This is a genomic window from Vreelandella azerica (assembly GCF_013112225.1).
Lineage (GTDB): Bacteria > Pseudomonadota > Gammaproteobacteria > Pseudomonadales > Halomonadaceae > Vreelandella > Vreelandella azerica.
Map to the genome: position 1 here is coordinate 772,085 of NZ_JABFHI010000002.1, position 15,822 is coordinate 787,906.

Here is a 15,822-nt window from a genome sequence, read left to right on the forward strand (position 1 = left end):
TTCCGCTGTTTGATGTTGTTATCCCCTCTCTTTCGTCTTTAGAAAAGCATGATGAACATTGGCTGCTTTTTGGCACGTTAGTTCTACATGATTTATAGGAGAATATTTTGCTTACGGATAAAGAAAAAAAAAAGAATTCTTTTTTATGGCTAGATGAGAGTCAGTTTCATTCAATAGAATCGAAAAAGCGCGGTGTTAATACGTGCTCAATTTATAAATCTATTCCAAAATTGTTAAAGGCTTTTCGTCGAATCTACATAAAATTAAATTTCCTGCCAATTAGTTTTTGGCTTGAATCTTGGAATAAGAGATTAAGCGAATTTGATGTTGTAATTATTCATGCATCTATATTAACTCCAGTGGTAGTGAGGTTTATTGCTAAGAAAAATCCAAAAATAAGAATTATTGTGTGGTATTGGAACCCCGTTTCTAAATGTGTTCCAGTGAGTAGTTTTCCCAAAAGATATTGTGAGATTTGGACTTTTGATGAGGTAGATGCAAAAAAATATCAAATTAATTATAATACTCAGTATTACTTTAATGATGTTGATTTAGAGAAAGAGTCTATTGAGTTCGATGCTTTCTTTGTGGGGTCAGATAAGGGGCGCTATGCTGATTTGATCGGTGTCGAAAATCTCTTAAAAGAAAATAATGTAAAAACATATTTCCATATTGTTAAATCCAAAAAAAAATTATCGAAAATTAATTATCCAGTTGCGAAATTGGCCTATGAAGATGTTTTGTTATATATATCCAAATCTCGAGCGATAGTTGATGTAGTTTCTGAAAAGCAAGCTGGGTTGACTTTACGCCCTCTGGAGTCTCTTTTTTTTTTGAAAAAAGCTTATAACTACAGATCAGAGTGTTGTTGAGCGCGATTTTTATAATCCCAATGATATATTTATCATTGGTGTCGATCCAATTTCAAGGGTTCAGGATTTTGTTATGGCTCCTAATTCCGGAAAAAACCTAGCTATAGAGAGATATGATTTTGATAAGTGGTTACATAGATTTTTTGTGGAATAAGATACATGACACTAGCGATATATATAGTTCTTTTAGTTGTATGCATAGTGGGCGTAAAACTCAACTCTAAATCTTATTTTCTCCAGTTTATAATCGTATGTTTGATTACTTATCTTATGGGGCGTGGCGCGCTCACAGCAGATACCTTTTATTATCATAAAGGCTATGTAGAGGCGCAAAGTTTAAGTTTTCTGGGTTTTTATGAACCTGGCTATTTATTACTTGAAAAAATTGGGAATGCGCTTGGTTTAAGTTATGTAGAGTTTCGGTTGATGGTGGTGTTTTTTGCCTGGATTGCTATCTCAGTATTCTTAAATAAAGTGCTAAGTCGAAAGGTTTTTCTTTTCTACCTTTTTTACTGTGTTTTTTTGATATTTATAGATACCGTCCAAATAAGAAGTTTTTTGGCTTTTTCTATAGTGGTTTATGCTTTGAAATTTTTGCTTTTTGAAAAGAGATTGCACGTTTATGTTTTTTTTTGTTTTATTGGCATTTACGATTCATATAAGCGCGCTTGCATATCTTATTTTTGGGGTTTTGATTTTAAAGAAAAAGGCCGCTCTCGTCTTTTTGCTTTCATTATTTTCACTAATTTCCACTTTTGCGTTATATTTAGTAGGTGGTGATCTTGTTCTGGTTGGTGATATTTTGGCCTTTTTTCTGGTGGCGCAGATAGACTTTCTAGGTACAGTGAAAGTGATGTTAACCTTGGTTTTTTGTATCCTGTTTTTTTACAATGTGTAGCTTTTTAGTTTTGTTCTTATTGAAGTTAGATTTAAAGCGTGAGAGGGCTCTAAGAATTAGCACTGGATTTGAGTCGCTCGAACTCGATTTTAGTTTGTATTTGCTGTCAGCGTTTATTATTTCTGTGCTATTGTCTTTCTTATTTTTTCCTTTATATCTAGTCGATCTTCAGTTTTTACGTCTTGCTAGGGGGCTGCTTTTATTGGCTTTAGTAGGTTTGGTTTTGGGCTATAATTGTTTTAGTAAAAATTGGAGTGTGAAATTTCGAGTCTTGGTCTTTGGCTTGTCTATAAATTTCATTTGGGCTTATTTTACGTTTGTGGTCTCAGATCACATTGATGACATAATAATCCCATTCTTCATGCCTGAGACTATTGGAACTTGAGCCAAGGAAGGCGTCTTGACAAGCCATTCGTAGTCGGGACACTTGCATCGAGATCCTCGAAGAACTCCTACGCCGCAAGAAGATCCAGCAGTTCGCCGTAAGCAGTGAAAACCAGGTCAGTCAGATCTTGCTGTTCGTCGTTGAAGCAGAGTTAGAAGTTGAGATTGACGAACGGCGGCCTCAAGTTCCAAGTGTAACACTATTGTAGCATGCTCGGGCCGGCGACAGATTTCTTGAGCACCTCGGTGTAGACTTCCAGCGGTGCGCCAGTCCAGTGTCTTGCGTGGCCTTGCATTGAGTGAGTCGGCGATTTCGTCGAGTTCTTTCTGGCTGTAGACCGACAGATCCGTGCCCTTTGAGCCTGCCTTATTCACGGCACAGGCCTGAAAATGAAGATGGCGAATGGCATTCTCTATAAAAATCAGTATGTTCCACCAAGAGCCTGACTCAAGAGAACCATTCGTCATGGGTGAAAGACTAACTCCCTGGAAACCGACCTGCAATGGCTCTGTTCATGTGCAGTTAAGTGGTGATGCCACCACCAGCGATGCGGGGTGGGCTCGTCCTCCGGGAAGCCCTTGATACGAGCGGCGTGATCGACGCCATGACGTCTCATCTGAACGATTCACGTGATCCTTTGCGTGTGAGTCACTCGTTAGCGCTTCAACTCCGTATCACCGTTCTTCAGCGTGCCATGGGGTGGAGTAACCTGACCTACACCCAGGTGCTACGCCATGATCCGCTTTGGCGGTTGGCGTGTAGCGATGCACGTGGCCTGACACCGCTAGAAACAGCACATCCCTCCCAGGCGACTCTTTCGAGGCTGATTACCTGCTTGAGCCGTCCTGACAATCTCGACACGGTGCATGAAGGGTTATTACGATTAGCGATCTGGCGATTAAACAGCTTGCCCACCGTCACGTCCTACACAAACGATACCCCCGTGACGCTTGATATTGATGGTCTGCCCATTGAGGTCTTTGGGCACCAGGGCGGCAGCGCCTATAACGGCTACGCCGGTACTCGCATTTACTCACCACTGATTGCTTCCATCGCTGAAACCGGCGACATAGTGGGCGGCTTGCTTCGGGAAGGGAACGCGGGCTCGGCAGAAAATGCGGATACCTGGATCCCCCATCTTGTTCAGCGCTTGATGGAAGGCATGAACCGAGACGTGGATCAGTTCCGTGTACGCCTGGATGCGGGCTTTACCGATGGCGAAACCCTCAGCGCACTCGATGCAGGAGACATTGCCTACCTTGGCCGCTTGAAAAGCAATCAAACACTAGTTCGCAGCGCCTTATCTCAGGCGCCCGCCTGGGCGACCACCGGAAAGCCCCAGGGAGTGGTGCCATGACCTGGATTATCAGGCAGGTAGCTGGGAATCTTCACGGTGTGTGGTGTTGGTGGTGCAGGAAAATACCGATGCCTCGTCACCCAACACTTTCTTCCTGGTCACGAACCTCAGTCGCTATCACCACCCGCCTGAGAAAGTACTGGCGATTTACCGAACGCGCGGTAAAGCGGAAGCCCATATGGGGGAACTCAAGTCGGCCCTCGATCTCCATTTATCGTCGGCCGATCGAGGCGCTTCAACAGTCGAGGATGTCATGGCTCGAAACCAGGTTCATCTGCTGTTGAATCTCATGGCCTACCAGGTTCTGCATGGTATTCGTTGCTTGATGGAACGGCATACCGGGCAGCCGTTATCACGGTGAACGCCCGTCAGATCCGAATACGCCTGGTCTGCTGATAAATGGTGGCCTTGCTTGCCTGCGACTCGACGAACAAGCGCCTGCCTGATCTCAGTGGCAGCAGTGTTGGAACGTTATCATCGGTGAACGTCTTTTATTGCTTTATGGCTCTTCGTCATCTTATTCATGGCACAAAGCATGAATCAAAGCTTATGTGATTTGGCTTCATCTGGATTTGGCCTGATCAAGCAGGCGGCCCACCGGACTTCCAAGCAGATAAATCATAGCAATGAAATTAGTTTCATTTCGGTAGCCCCGTGCACGTGAACGAGCCGCTTGAAACAGACCGTTCATTCCTTCTAGTCGCGCGTTTGTCAGCCCCGAGTGCCAGCGCCTGACGACCGCTTTAGCGTGTCGCTCAAGTGTCTCCAGCGCTTTCCCCATCGGCTTCAGTAGAGGCTTCTCAGAAACTGCTGCTTTCATGATTTTTAGGTAGTTCGTGATCCGCCAACGCGCTGCCCTGGGCGTTGACGCTTTCTGGATCCAGGTTAACTTTTCCTTGATCACCCAAGCATCGGCCGTGGCGCTCTGATCGGCAACCAGCTCCTGAAGTGCCGATATCTGTTTAAGTGTATAGTGCTCATTTTCCAGGCTCTTCAACAGTGCCCAGCGCAGCGACTTGGGGTGTTTCTGCTCGCGGCGTTCTTTCTTGCGCACCTCGTCCAGCCGCTTGGTGAAGGTCTGTACGATATGGAACCAGTCGACCGTTACCTCCGCCTTGGGAAGAAACTCGGTGACGCCACTAAGGAAAGCGGGTGACATGTCACAGACAACCTCGACCACATTGTCCGCATCGCCACCATGAGCCGCCAGGAAGGCACTGAACGCCTTGAGGGTGTCCTTGCCGCAGCCTGGAACAGCGAAAATCACCGGTTCCTGCTTGCGCTGCATATCGAGGAACACGGTGACGTAACGATGCCCGCGTCGGGACGCGGTTTCGTCCACGCCAACCATGGTCACATTGGACAGATCCAGCTCTCCCAGCATGCGGTTTACGTAGTGATGCACGATGCGCCATAGTCGTTTATCGGAAATCTCCAACTGCCGGGAGACAGCCAGCACTGGCATCTCCTTGACGAGCGACATGGCCGCCTGCTCGAACAACAGGGTAAAGTCACTGCCGGGCCGCGCCCAGGGCACCTTTATGCGTTTGACGCCATGTTCAGGACACTTTGTACGAGGGACACGAGCATGCAAGTAACAATGGTGCTGAAAGAAGTTCAGATGTCGCCAGGTTTTGTCAGCAAAGTCGTGGGCTTGGCAGGCCTTGCCGCACTCTGGACAGGGATAGAGGCTGCCACGCTCCGCCTCGACATACAGCTCTAAGCGGTGAGGCGACACAGCGGTATCCAGATGCTGATCCTTGAGAATCCAGGGCGCTTCCAGGCCAAGGCCGAGTGTTAAAATCTGGGTGCCGTCCATGTCGTACCTCCTGCTAATATGGAGGCAATATTCTGGCTTATGTGCAGTGATTTGTGGCTCCGAGGGATGGGACGAAATAGAAGATTTTTGCCACTCAAAGCTTGATTTTCTCAGACAATACGGTGATTTTAGCGGCGGTATTCCCAGTCAAGATACGTTGGCGCGTGTCATGGCACTGATCAATGCAGAACAGCTTCAGACAGCCTTTGCCGAATGGATGAAAGCCTGCCACGACGTAACTCAGGGTGCAGTGGTGGCCATTGACGGTAAGACACTGCGGGGCTCCTATTGCCGAGGAAAGCAGAAGGGCGCGATCCATATGGTGAGTGCTTTCAGCGCGGCTAATGGCGTTGTGTTAGGGCAAGTGAAAACGGCACAGAAATCTAATGAGATTGCCGCGATACCCGAGCTGCTCAAGCTCCTAAATCTACAAGGCTGCCTGGTGACGATTGACGCGATGGGTTGCCAGAAAAAGTAGCTGCAAAAGTGCTCCACAAAGGGGCTGATTACCTGCTTGCTGTCAAAGATAACCAGCCCAAATTGATGCAAGCCTTCGAACAGGCATTTCCAATGAATGAGCTGATTAGTTTTGAAGGTGATGCTTATGTGACCGATGAGAAAAATCGGGGACGTCAGTAAACGCGTTATCACTTTGCCAGTGAATTCACTCAAGAGTTTCAAGATCTTAGCTACGAGTGGCCGGGGTTGAAAACAGTGGGTGTGGTGATGTCATTTCGTACTGAAGCCGGTCAGGCGCCAGAAGAGCCAACGTTGCGCTACTACATTAGTTCAGCAGAATTGAGTGCTAAAGAACTGGCTGAAGCGGCCCGCCAGCATTGGTTCGTGGAAAATAAGTTGCACTGGTCACTGGATTTCGCCCTACGAGAAGATGCTTGCAAAATCCATCGAGGTTATGCGGCTGAGAACCTTGCCAGGGTTCGTCACATTGCCTTGAATTACCTCAAGGGGGAGACAAGTTTTAAAGGTGGTATACGCCGAAAGCAGAAAAAAGCAGCATTGGATGAAAGCTATTTAGCGACGATATTGGCTGGTTGAAATCTTTCATGCGTTTGCCCTGTTTTTGGAGGCCCTTCCACACCGCGATTGCGTGGCACTTTGATTGATGGCAAACAGGTCGAACCGGCACTAGGAAACCCCTTTAAGGGTGAGAGCCTTGAGCTCGTGTAAGCGATTGGAAACTAGTGCGCGGATAGCCCATCAGGGTTCGATGTCTGTTAAACAGCATCATTAACGAGACCAAATACACGTAGGCAGTCGTACCTTTATGCCATTGAACAAAGTGCTGGCAATAGAGGAGGAGTCCATACACAGTAAGCGCCCTTAAACCGGCATCTACCACTCTCGCTTTTACCCCCTCACACTGATGCCATCAGATTTTTTGAGGTGGTGTCATGACGCATCAAGAGCGTGAGCAATATTGGCAGCAACAAGTAACCGAATGGCAAGCCTCTGGCTTGTCCGGCATGGCGTTTTGCAAGCAACAAGCGCTAACGTACCATCAGTTTTCTTACTGGCGTCAAAAGCTCTTGGCCAGCGCATCGGCAACAAAAGAACCAGCCGCCGGTTTTGCCACCGTTGCGTATCCCAATACCGGCACCGCAAAAGAAATAGATTCCACGGGGCTTGCGGTATCACTGCCCGGCGGTATCACGATCACGGGCTTGCACGCGGGCAACGTGGCGTTACTGGGCGATATCCTGAGGCAACTGTGAAGCGGCCGCGCTATTTACGCCCCGCGTGGGAAATGCCCGAGATCTACCTGTACCGCGCACCGGTCGATTTTCGCAAGCAAGCCAACGGCCTGGCGTTACTGGTGGAGCAAGAACTGGGACACAACCCCTTTAGCGGGGCGCTGTATGCCTTTACCCTGCCTTATTCATGGCACAAAGCATGAATCAAAGCATACCAGAGAAAAATCATAGGCTTACATAATTCATGGCACAAAGCATGAATCAAAGCATACCAGAGAAAAATCATAGGCTTACATACAGTAAGCGTCTAAGGCTGGACTCACCCAGTGGGTGAATCGAATAAAACGCCTATAAGTAGCATAAGACATTGATTTTATAGTTTTATTTTTTGACTGTGATTTTCGATGAATAAGGCAGGTTTACTAACCGGCAGCGAAATAAAATCAAGTGCCTGATGTGGGAAGACAATGGCTTCGTGCTCTACTACAAGGCGCTGGCCGAGGAGCGCTTCAAGTGGCCCGGCCCCTCGGATGACGTTATGGCGTTGACTGGCGAGCAGATCAACTGGCTGTTGGATGGCTACGATATCACCCTGATGCGCGGCCATAAAACACTGCATTACGACAGCGGCGGATAGGCCATAAAGCTCTTATTTTCAGTGCTTTAACACATCGAATCTGGTATCATTGGCCCATGAAAAAGCACCCCGAAGTCTCCTCCCAACTGCCTGATCTCAGTGGCCTCTCCGCCGCTGAGGTAGTGGCTCTTGTGGCGGGGCTTCAGCAACAGGTGACGGCTCAACAGACGGCGTTACAGCAGCGTAATCTCTATATTCAATTGCTCGAAGAGAAGCTGCGCTTGCAGCGCATTCAGCAGTTCGCCGCGCGCAGTGAAAAGTCTGCGAACCAGGCTCATCTGTTCGATGAGACGGAGTTGGAAGCTGACATCGAGGCGCTACGCGATCAGTTACCCGATGATGTCGAAGAGCAAGACGCGCCGCGTCCCTCACGTCAGAGTCGCCAACGTGGCTTCTCCGACACTCTGGTCCGTGAGCGTATTGAGCTTACGCTCAGCGAAGAAGAAAAAGTCGGGGCGACCAAGACCTTCTTCGCCAAGGTAAAAGAAGAGCTTCAGTTCATCCCCGCGCAGCTGAAAGTCCTCGAATACTGGCAGGAAAAAGCGGTGTTCCCTCTTGAGGGCAACGACCATCTCCTCACTGCGGAGCGTCCGGTTCATCCGCTAGGCAAGTGCACGGCGTCGACGTCACTGCTAGCGTACGTGATCACCTCCAAGTACGCCGACGGTTTGCCGCTGTACCGCTTGGAAGGCATGTTCAAGCGGTTAGGCCACGCCGTTAGCCGCACGCAGATGGCCAACTGGATCATCCGCCTGAATGACGTCTTCACGCCCTTGATCACGCTGATGCGCGAAGTGCAAAACAGCAGCGCGTATCTCCAAGCCGATGAAACGCGGTTGCAAGTGCTCAAGGAAGACGGCAAGACCGATCAGTCAGATAAATGGATGTGGGTCACCCGAGGTGGCCCACCGGATCAACCGTCGGTGCTCTTTGCCTACGACCCGTCCCGCGGCGGCAGCGTGCCGGTGCGCCTACTCGACGACTTTTCAGGGATCCTGCAGGCCGATGGCTACGCCGGTTACGGCCAGGTATGCCGTGCCAACGGCATTACCCGCATTGGCTGCTGGGACCATGCGCGACGCAAGTTCGTGGAGGCGTCTAAGGCAGCCAAGGTCAACGCGAAAGGCAAGAGCGCCACGCCGGCCAAGGCCGAGGTAGGGCTTAGCCATATCAACAAACTCTACGCCATCGAACGGAAGATCAAGGATCTCAGCGAAGCGGAACGCTACTGTGTCCGCCATGAGCTGAGCCTTCCGCGTCTTGAGGCCTTCAAGGCTTGGCTAGAGGCTAATGTTACCCGCGTCATGAAAGGCAGCCTGACGCGTCAGGCGATGGAATATACGCTGAACCAATGGGACTTCCTCATCGGCTACTGTGCCCGCGGCGACCTGAACATCAGTAACGTTCTGGCAGAAAACGCCATCCGTCCGTTTGCCGTTGGTCGAAGAGCTTGGCTGTTCGCGGATACCTCCCGCGGAGCGCACGCCAGTGCCACCTGTTACTCGCTTATCGAAACGGCAAAAGCCAATAGCTTGGAGCCTGCTGCCTATATCCATCATGTGCTGGAGCACATCGCCACCGCTGATACGTTGGAGGCACTGGAAACACTGCTGCCCTGGAACGTGAACTTGGCGCCTGTCGAAAAAAGTGAAAGAACACCGTTAAATCAAGTGTGTCGATTTAAGGGCGCTTACCATACACAAAGGGCTATTGAAGGGCTCTCAAGCCTTGTCCCATGCCATTCATTGGTCAGACTGGCGACGAAAGCACCAGTACAAAGCGTGGCAATACCACTGTCAGAAGCAGCATCTCCAGCTGAAATTATCTGCACGATCAGCTCAATAGCTACGGCTGTAGTACTAGGCATATTGTTTGTTTGGCGATTAACAACATGCCGACTCATGCAGGCTCCTTCAACATTACCTGCTAATTTTATTGAAATATTTGTGGGGATCCCTCAGGGCTAAATATGGTTAGGTACACGGGTCGTTTTAGTGACGGTTACGTTACTTTTCTATAAGCATTACTGGTGAATAAATGAAAGTCCTTTTATACCTACCCACCCCTGGTGGTTTGACCGGTGCGCCAAGAAGGCTGTTAAACTTGGCTAAGGTTCTGCGTGAGCACGGTTTTGGTGTTTGTATTGCCTGCGATGCAGAATCTGAGCTATCTCTCGCAGCAAAAGAACTGGCGTTTGAGGTGCAGGAAATTTCGCCGATTGGTGTTTTGAAGCGCCGTGGCAGTGCTTTATTTGGTGGTGGACTATTTTTCAGGCTGCTTACGGCGTTTTCTTTACTACTGCAAAATCTGGTTTTCTGTTGGAGGGTGAGGTCCTCTCACGCTGATGTTGTTTGGATACGGGCCAGTAAAGGTATCGCTTTTGCTGGCTTTGGCGCGATGCTCTCCAGGCGGCCTTTAATTTGGGATGTGGATTACGAGCTTCCGTCTCAAGGGCTGGTTCGGTGGCTGCATCGTTTCGGGTTGTGGGCATCCAAGGCGGTAGTGTTTCAATACCGTGCAGCTCCAGACGGAATTTTCGGGCAAAAGTTGGCTCACCATTACCGATATAAGTTTCATTCAATAATTCCCGGAATCAACCTTTTGGCACTTGCCTCGCCATATAAAATGCGAAAAAAACGCTGTAAAAGTGAAGATGATAACTTTGTTATTTTGCAGGTGGGAACAGTCTGTGATCGTAAAAATCAAATGTTTCTGCTGGATGCCTTGAAGCAACTTCCATTTGAAGACCTTTCTCGCAAAGTGCGAGTGCTATTGGCTGGTGGCCTTTCCGACCAAGCCTATGTGGAGCAGGTTAAATCTAGTATTCAGGAAACGGGGCTTGGGTCGGTGGTAGAACTGTGTGGCTGGCGCACGGATGTTCATGCTCTGATGGCGGAGGCAGACCTTCTGGTTATGCCCTCAAAGGACGAAGGTGTGCCGAACACAGTACAGGAAGCCATGTACCTCGGCTTGCCGGTGTTGGTGAGCGACAATGGTGGAATGCCGGAAATTGTTGTAGATGGAGAAACGGGATGGGTCCTACCGTTGAATTCATCATGTAATTGGGCTAAACAGATTAGGTACTGTATGGAGAGGCCCCAAAGTTGCACTAAAATTGGCGTTGCTGCATCGACCTACGCAGAGAAATATTTCTCAACTAGGAGCTGGGGCCACGCATACTCTCAGATTATTGTTGAATCTAATGCTGGTTAATAAATGATTTTTCCAGCCCTCAATTCCCATTAAAACCTGAATGTTAGGGAAACGCTGCACAAATCCCACCGTAGCTGCCTGATCGTCACCGATAGGGTAGAATCTAACCATCCCGCCACTGTCTGACAGAGCCATCCGATGAAGCAGATCTCGTTCGCCCAGGCTGAGCACCAGAACAAGAAGAAGGTCACCCGCCGAGAGCGATTCCTGGCACAGATGGATGCCCTGGTGCCATGGCAGCGGCTGATCGAGGCACTGGCGCCGTCCTACTTTCCGAACTCGGCAGGCAAACGAGGCCGGCCGCCGATTGGCCTGGAGCGCATGCTGCGGATCTACTTCCTGCAGCAGTGGTATGCGCTCGCCGATGAGGCGTTGGAAGATGCCATCTACGACAGCCAAGCCATGCGCGACTTCATCGGCATCGATCTGGCCGTCGAGAGCGTGCCGGATGCGACCACGCTGCTGCGCTTCCGCCATTTGCTGGAGAAGCATGCCCTGACCCAACGAATCTTTGAGGAAATCAACGCCCACTTGGCCGAGCAGGGCCTGTTCATGCGCGAGGGCACCATCGTCGACGCCACCATTGTGGCCGCCGCACCCTCCACCAAGAACAAGGCTAAGCAGCGTGACCCGGAAATGAAGCAGACCAAGAAAGGCAACCAGTGGTTTTTCGGCATGAAGGCCCATATCGGTGTCGATGCGGTCACCGGACTGACCCACAGTGTTGCCGCCACCTCGGCCAATGTCGCCGATGTCACCATGACGAGCCACCTGGTCCGCGATGACGACAAGCGGGTATACGGTGATGCGGGCTACACCGGCATGTGGGGCTACCTGGATGAAGAGAAGGATGCTCCGGATTCCCGGTGCTGTGTCGCCGCCAAACGCGGCACCATCAAGAAGATGGACGACAGCCCCATGAAAACGCTGCTGCTGGAATTCGAGAAGACCAAAGCCAGCATCCGTGCCAAGGTTGAGCATCCGTTTCATGTCATCAAGAACCTCTTCGGCTACCGGAAGGTGCGCTACAAGGGGCTGGCCAAGAACCAGGCACAGCTGTTCAGCTTATTCAGTCTGGCTAATATGGTGCTGGCTAAGCGATGTAAAGGCCGAGTTGACGGGGCCAGTCCGTCTTGAATCTGGCCTGGTAGCCGGATAAGCCGGCTGCCAGGGAAAATAGACCACCTGAGGTGGTCAGAAATCGACCGCTGAGCTCGAATTTGCTGCGCTGAGCGTATCAGCTGCTCAGCGACGAATTGTTCAGCGTTTCCTTAGAAGGTGAGGATTATAGTTTGCAGTCTTTTATTTCTAATTCCACTGGCAAACGTGCTAAAGTTTTGGTTTTAGCTGGGCTTGACAGGTCCTTAATTAATTTCCGCGGTTCATTAATTAAAGCACTACGGAACTCAGGACTTGAAGTACATGCTGCAGCGCCATGTCTTCTGGCGAATACAGACGTTGTCAACGAATTATCGTCCTGGGGTGTTGTTTCCCACAATGTCCCGCTGCAGCGTGCGGGCCTTAATCCATTAAAAGATTTGTTAGGCTTTTTCAATCTCGTGCGCTTGATGCTTAAAGTTCGGCCAACTTTCGTGCTTAGCTATACTATTAAGCCAGTTATTTACGGAACCTTCGCCGCTTGGTTGAGTCGGGTGCCTCACCGTTTCGCTTTAATAACTGGGCTTGGGTACGCTTTTGCCTCGGTCTCTTCACTGAAAGGGCGCCTAATTCAGAGCGTAGGGCGTTCATTTTATAGTGTAGCCCTTCGCCGTGCTGAACTTGTCTTTTACAGAACCCAGATGATGAGTCATTGTTGCGTAAACTGAATGTGATTCCGAGACATATTCGAACTGTTGTTGTTAACGGGTCAGGCATTGATACAGAGAAATTTCAGTGTGTGCCATTACCTCAAAGCGAAGTGAGCTTTCTCTTGATTGCGCGCTTACTAGGTGCAAAAGGTGTAAGAGAGTATGTGGAAGCAGCAAAAATAATCCGCGGGAAGTATCCGCAGGTGATTTTTCGGTTGGTTGGCGGCTTGGATGATAACCCGGATTCAGTTAGTGCGAGTGAAGTCCAGCAGTGGCAAGAGGATGGTATTATTGATTATTTGGGTTCGCTAGATGACGTTCGTCCTGCGATTGAGGGTGCATCGGTCTATGTGCTCCCATCTTATTATCCAGAAGGTACCCCCGCACAATTCTTGAAGCTATGGCTATGGGGCGTGCAATCATTACCACGGACTCTCCTGGTTGTCGTGAAACTGTGGTTGACGGTGATAACGGTTTTCTGGTCCCAGTTAAATCAGTACAGGCACTGTCTCAGGCGATGCAAAAATTTTTTGATGCCCCAGAGCTGATTCCTCAAATGGGTAAGCGTTCTCGTGAAATCGCTGAGGAAAAGTACGATGTTCATAAAGTTAACGAGGTAATGTTGCAAGCAATGGGGATTAGCTCGAAATGTTGAAAAGGGGCTTTGATATACTGGGAGCGGCGTTTTGCCTGCTCGTGCTGTCACCCGTTATTTTCGTGGTCGCCATCCAGATCCGCCGAAAACTCGGTTTCCCTATATTATTTCGCCAAACCCGCCCTGGCAAGGACGGCAAGCCGTTCCAAATGATTAAATTCCGCACGATGCTGGATGCGCTCGACAAGAAAGGCAATCCGCTTCCCGACGACCAACGGATGACACCGTTTGGTAGTTTTTTGCGGTCCACCAGTCTGGACGAGCTGCCAGAGTTGTGGAACGTACTGAAGGGTGAGATGAGCCTGGTCGGCCCACGTCCTCTGTTGATGGAGTATCTGCCGTTGTACTCTAAAGAACAGTATCGCCGCCACGAGGTGCGCCCTGGGGTAACGGGCTGGGCACAGATTAATGGCCGTAACGCGCTTAGCTGGGATGAAAAATTCAAACTTGATGTCTGGTATGTTGATCATCAGTCTTTCTGGTTGGATATCAAGATCCTGCTGCTGACAGTTAAAAAGTCGTGGTGCGGGATGGTATCAGTGGGGAAGGGGGAGTCACTATGTCCAAGTTTACTGGAAACGATAAATGAAACCGATAGCGATTCTGGGAGCCAGTGGGCATGGCAAGGTCGTCGCTGATACGGCAGAAAAAGCAGGCTGGCAGCATCTAGTTTTTTTGATGATGCTTGGCCAACGCGTGAAAATAATGGGCCTTGGCCTGTATGCGGTAACACTGATTCGCTTTTATCCTGTTTGGCTGATTACGCCGGGGTAGTGATAGCAATAGGCAGTAACCGCATACGCGCTGAAAGACACCGCCAGCTTGAGTCGGCTGGTGCCCCCTTGGTTTCCCTTATTCACCCTTCCGCCGACGTTAGTGCTTACGCTGATATTGGTTGTGGCACCGTCGTGTTCCCTAACGCTGCGGTTAATGCCTGCGCTAAAGTGGGTAATGGTTGCATTATCAATACTGGCGCTGTGATCGAGCATGATTGCATGTTGGGTGCTTTCTCCCACATTAGTCCTAATGCTGTTTTAGCCGGTGGCGCTCAGGTGGATGCCTTTGCTTGGGTGGGTGCCGGCGCGACAGTAAAGCAGCTATGCAAGGTAGGTGTATATGCCACCGTTGGCATGGGGGCAGTAGTCATCAAAGATGTGCCTGCCAATGCTGTTGTGGTGGGCAACCCTGCCAGACCTTTAAAATCCTGAAACTTCTCATCAAGTTGAGTTTTACATGCTGAACGGACCTTTTTCTCCCTGGCCTTCCTTTACTGAGGAAGAAGCTGATGCTGTGCGCGATGTGCTGCTCTCCAACAAGGTCAATTATTGGACGGGCCAGCAAGGGCGTGAATTTGAACGTGAGTTTGCTGATTTTGCGCAGGCGGATTACGCCATTGCCTTGGCCAACGGCACGGTCGCGCTGGATCTGGCCCTGAAGGGTCTGGGCGTTGGCCCAGGTGATGAAGTGGTTGTCACATCTCGTACTTTTTGGCATCGGTTTCCAGCGTTGTGACTGCGGGTGCTACGCCGGTATTTGCCGATGTAGGCAGAGACTGCCAAAACATTACCCCAGATACGGTTCGCGCGGTGATTAGTCCACGCACCAAGGCGATTATCTGCGTTCATCTGGCCGGTTGGCCCTGCAATATGGCGGGCTTTATGGCCTTGGCAGAAGAGCACGGCCTTTACGTGATAGAAGACTGCGCTCAGGCCCATGGGGCGCGTTACCAGGGGCGCTCGTTGGGGGCCATTGGTCATGTGGGCTGCTGGTCGTTTTGCCAGGATAAGATCATGACCACCGGCGGTGAGGGCGGTATGGTTACCACTAATGACGAAGCTCTGTGGCGGCGCATGTGGGCCTACAAGGATCACGGTAAAAGCTGGGAAGCAGTGTATGAACGCGACCATCCCCCGGGCTTTCGTTGGCTGCATGAAAGCTTTGGCACCAACTGGCGAATGACCGAAATGCAGAGCGTGATCGGGCGTATTCAGCTCAAACGCATGCCGGAGTGGAAGGCCGCCCGCCAGGCGCATGCGCAGCGCATCTGGCAGGCAGCCAGTGAATGTGCGGGCCTGCATGTGCCTGAATTCCGTTGCCGCGCTGCCTGTGCCAACGGCTGTACCCATGCATCTGGCTGTGAACATGCGGCTTATAAATGCTATGTGTTCGTCAAACCCGTGCAGTTGGCAGAAGGCTGGAGCCGCGACCGTATTATGAATGAAATCGTCTCTCGCGGGGTGCCGTGCTTTTCCGGTTCTTGTTCTGAGGTGTATCGCGAAAAAGCCTTTGATGGCACCGGTTGGCGGCCTGGAAAGTCGCTACCCATCGCACAAGAGCTAGGCGAAACAAGCCTGATGTTCTTATGTCACCCAACGCTGACTGACGCTGAAATTGATAAGATGTGTCAGGTGTTAAAAGACGTGATGCAGGATGCTGCACGCTAAACTAATGCTTCGTAAAGGGAAT

At 50.1% G+C, this 15,822-nt stretch carries 9 protein-coding genes and 8 pseudogenes; 15 read left to right on the forward strand and 2 right to left on the reverse strand.

Annotated features, from left to right (window positions below; translation table 11 throughout):
* Window positions 1-107 precede the first annotated feature (107 nt).
* Together HLB35_RS07665 and HLB35_RS07670 are read left to right on the forward strand one after the other, a co-directional pair.
* On the forward strand, window positions 108-872 hold the full coding sequence (locus HLB35_RS07665; protein ID WP_171702112.1) for a WaaS/CpsH family glycosyltransferase: 765 nt from the start codon (window positions 108-110) through the stop codon (window positions 870-872).
* A 159-nt stretch (window positions 873-1,031) separates the two neighbouring features.
* Window positions 1,032-1,652, forward strand: coding sequence for an EpsG family protein (locus HLB35_RS07670; RefSeq protein WP_171702113.1), 621 nt, complete (start codon window positions 1,032-1,034; stop codon window positions 1,650-1,652).
* 702 nt (window positions 1,653-2,354) lie between these two features.
* Here HLB35_RS07670 and HLB35_RS18820 read toward each other — a convergent pair.
* A pseudogene (locus HLB35_RS18820) lies at window positions 2,355-2,511 on the reverse strand (IS30 family transposase); the annotation flags it as partial.
* A 70-nt stretch (window positions 2,512-2,581) separates the two neighbouring features.
* On the opposite strand from HLB35_RS18820, the pseudogene HLB35_RS07680 reads away from it, so the two are divergent.
* Window positions 2,582-3,858 (forward strand): annotated as a pseudogene (locus HLB35_RS07680) (IS1380 family transposase); the annotation flags it as partial.
* A 216-nt stretch (window positions 3,859-4,074) separates the two neighbouring features.
* On the opposite strand, the gene HLB35_RS07685 reads toward HLB35_RS07680, so the two are convergent.
* On the reverse strand, window positions 4,075-5,331 hold the full coding sequence (locus tag HLB35_RS07685) for an ISL3 family transposase (RefSeq protein ID WP_171702114.1): 1,257 nt from the start codon (window positions 5,329-5,331) through the stop codon (window positions 4,075-4,077).
* Between HLB35_RS07685 and HLB35_RS18825 the strand changes: the two are divergent.
* The 12 genes and pseudogenes from HLB35_RS18825 (at window position 5,273) to HLB35_RS07750 (ending at window position 15,800) form a co-directional block, all read left to right on the forward strand.
* Window positions 5,273-6,387, forward strand: a pseudogene (locus HLB35_RS18825) (ISAs1 family transposase). The gene HLB35_RS07685 and the pseudogene HLB35_RS18825 overlap by 59 nt on opposite strands.
* 356 nt (window positions 6,388-6,743) lie before the next feature.
* Complete coding sequence (tnpA, locus tag HLB35_RS07705) at window positions 6,744-7,064, forward strand: IS66 family insertion sequence element accessory protein TnpA (protein ID WP_171702118.1); 321 nt, start codon at window positions 6,744-6,746, stop codon at window positions 7,062-7,064.
* 32 nt (window positions 7,065-7,096) lie between these two features.
* Window positions 7,097-7,246, forward strand: coding sequence for an IS66 family insertion sequence element accessory protein TnpB (gene tnpB, locus HLB35_RS07710; RefSeq protein ID WP_171702119.1), 150 nt, complete (start codon window positions 7,097-7,099; stop codon window positions 7,244-7,246).
* Window positions 7,247-7,473: 227 nt separating this feature from the next.
* Window positions 7,474-7,680 (forward strand): annotated as a pseudogene (tnpB, locus tag HLB35_RS07715) (IS66 family insertion sequence element accessory protein TnpB); the annotation flags it as partial.
* A 56-nt stretch (window positions 7,681-7,736) separates the two neighbouring features.
* A pseudogene (gene tnpC, locus HLB35_RS07720) lies at window positions 7,737-9,326 on the forward strand (IS66 family transposase); the annotation flags it as partial.
* Between the two features lie 391 nt (window positions 9,327-9,717).
* Complete coding sequence (locus tag HLB35_RS07725; protein ID WP_171702121.1) at window positions 9,718-10,893, forward strand: glycosyltransferase family 4 protein; 1,176 nt, start codon at window positions 9,718-9,720, stop codon at window positions 10,891-10,893.
* A 138-nt stretch (window positions 10,894-11,031) separates the two neighbouring features.
* On the forward strand, window positions 11,032-12,030 hold the full coding sequence (locus HLB35_RS07730) for an IS5 family transposase (protein ID WP_171702122.1): 999 nt from the start codon (window positions 11,032-11,034) through the stop codon (window positions 12,028-12,030).
* Between the two features lie 155 nt (window positions 12,031-12,185).
* The gene (locus HLB35_RS17105) at window positions 12,186-12,719 is read left to right on the forward strand and encodes a glycosyltransferase (RefSeq protein ID WP_235937033.1); all 534 of its coding nucleotides are present in this window, start codon (window positions 12,186-12,188) and stop codon (window positions 12,717-12,719) included.
* Between the two features lie 146 nt (window positions 12,720-12,865).
* Window positions 12,866-13,356, forward strand: a pseudogene (locus HLB35_RS18305) (glycosyltransferase).
* Complete coding sequence (locus HLB35_RS07740) at window positions 13,350-13,994, forward strand: sugar transferase (protein WP_328731317.1); 645 nt, start codon at window positions 13,350-13,352, stop codon at window positions 13,992-13,994. Before HLB35_RS18305 ends, HLB35_RS07740 begins: the two are co-directional and overlap by 7 nt.
* Window positions 13,942-14,564 (forward strand): annotated as a pseudogene (locus HLB35_RS07745) (acetyltransferase). The gene HLB35_RS07740 and the pseudogene HLB35_RS07745 overlap by 53 nt, the downstream one beginning before the upstream one ends.
* Before the next feature lie 25 nt (window positions 14,565-14,589).
* Window positions 14,590-15,800 (forward strand): annotated as a pseudogene (locus HLB35_RS07750) (DegT/DnrJ/EryC1/StrS family aminotransferase).
* Window positions 15,801-15,822: the final 22 nt, after the last annotated feature.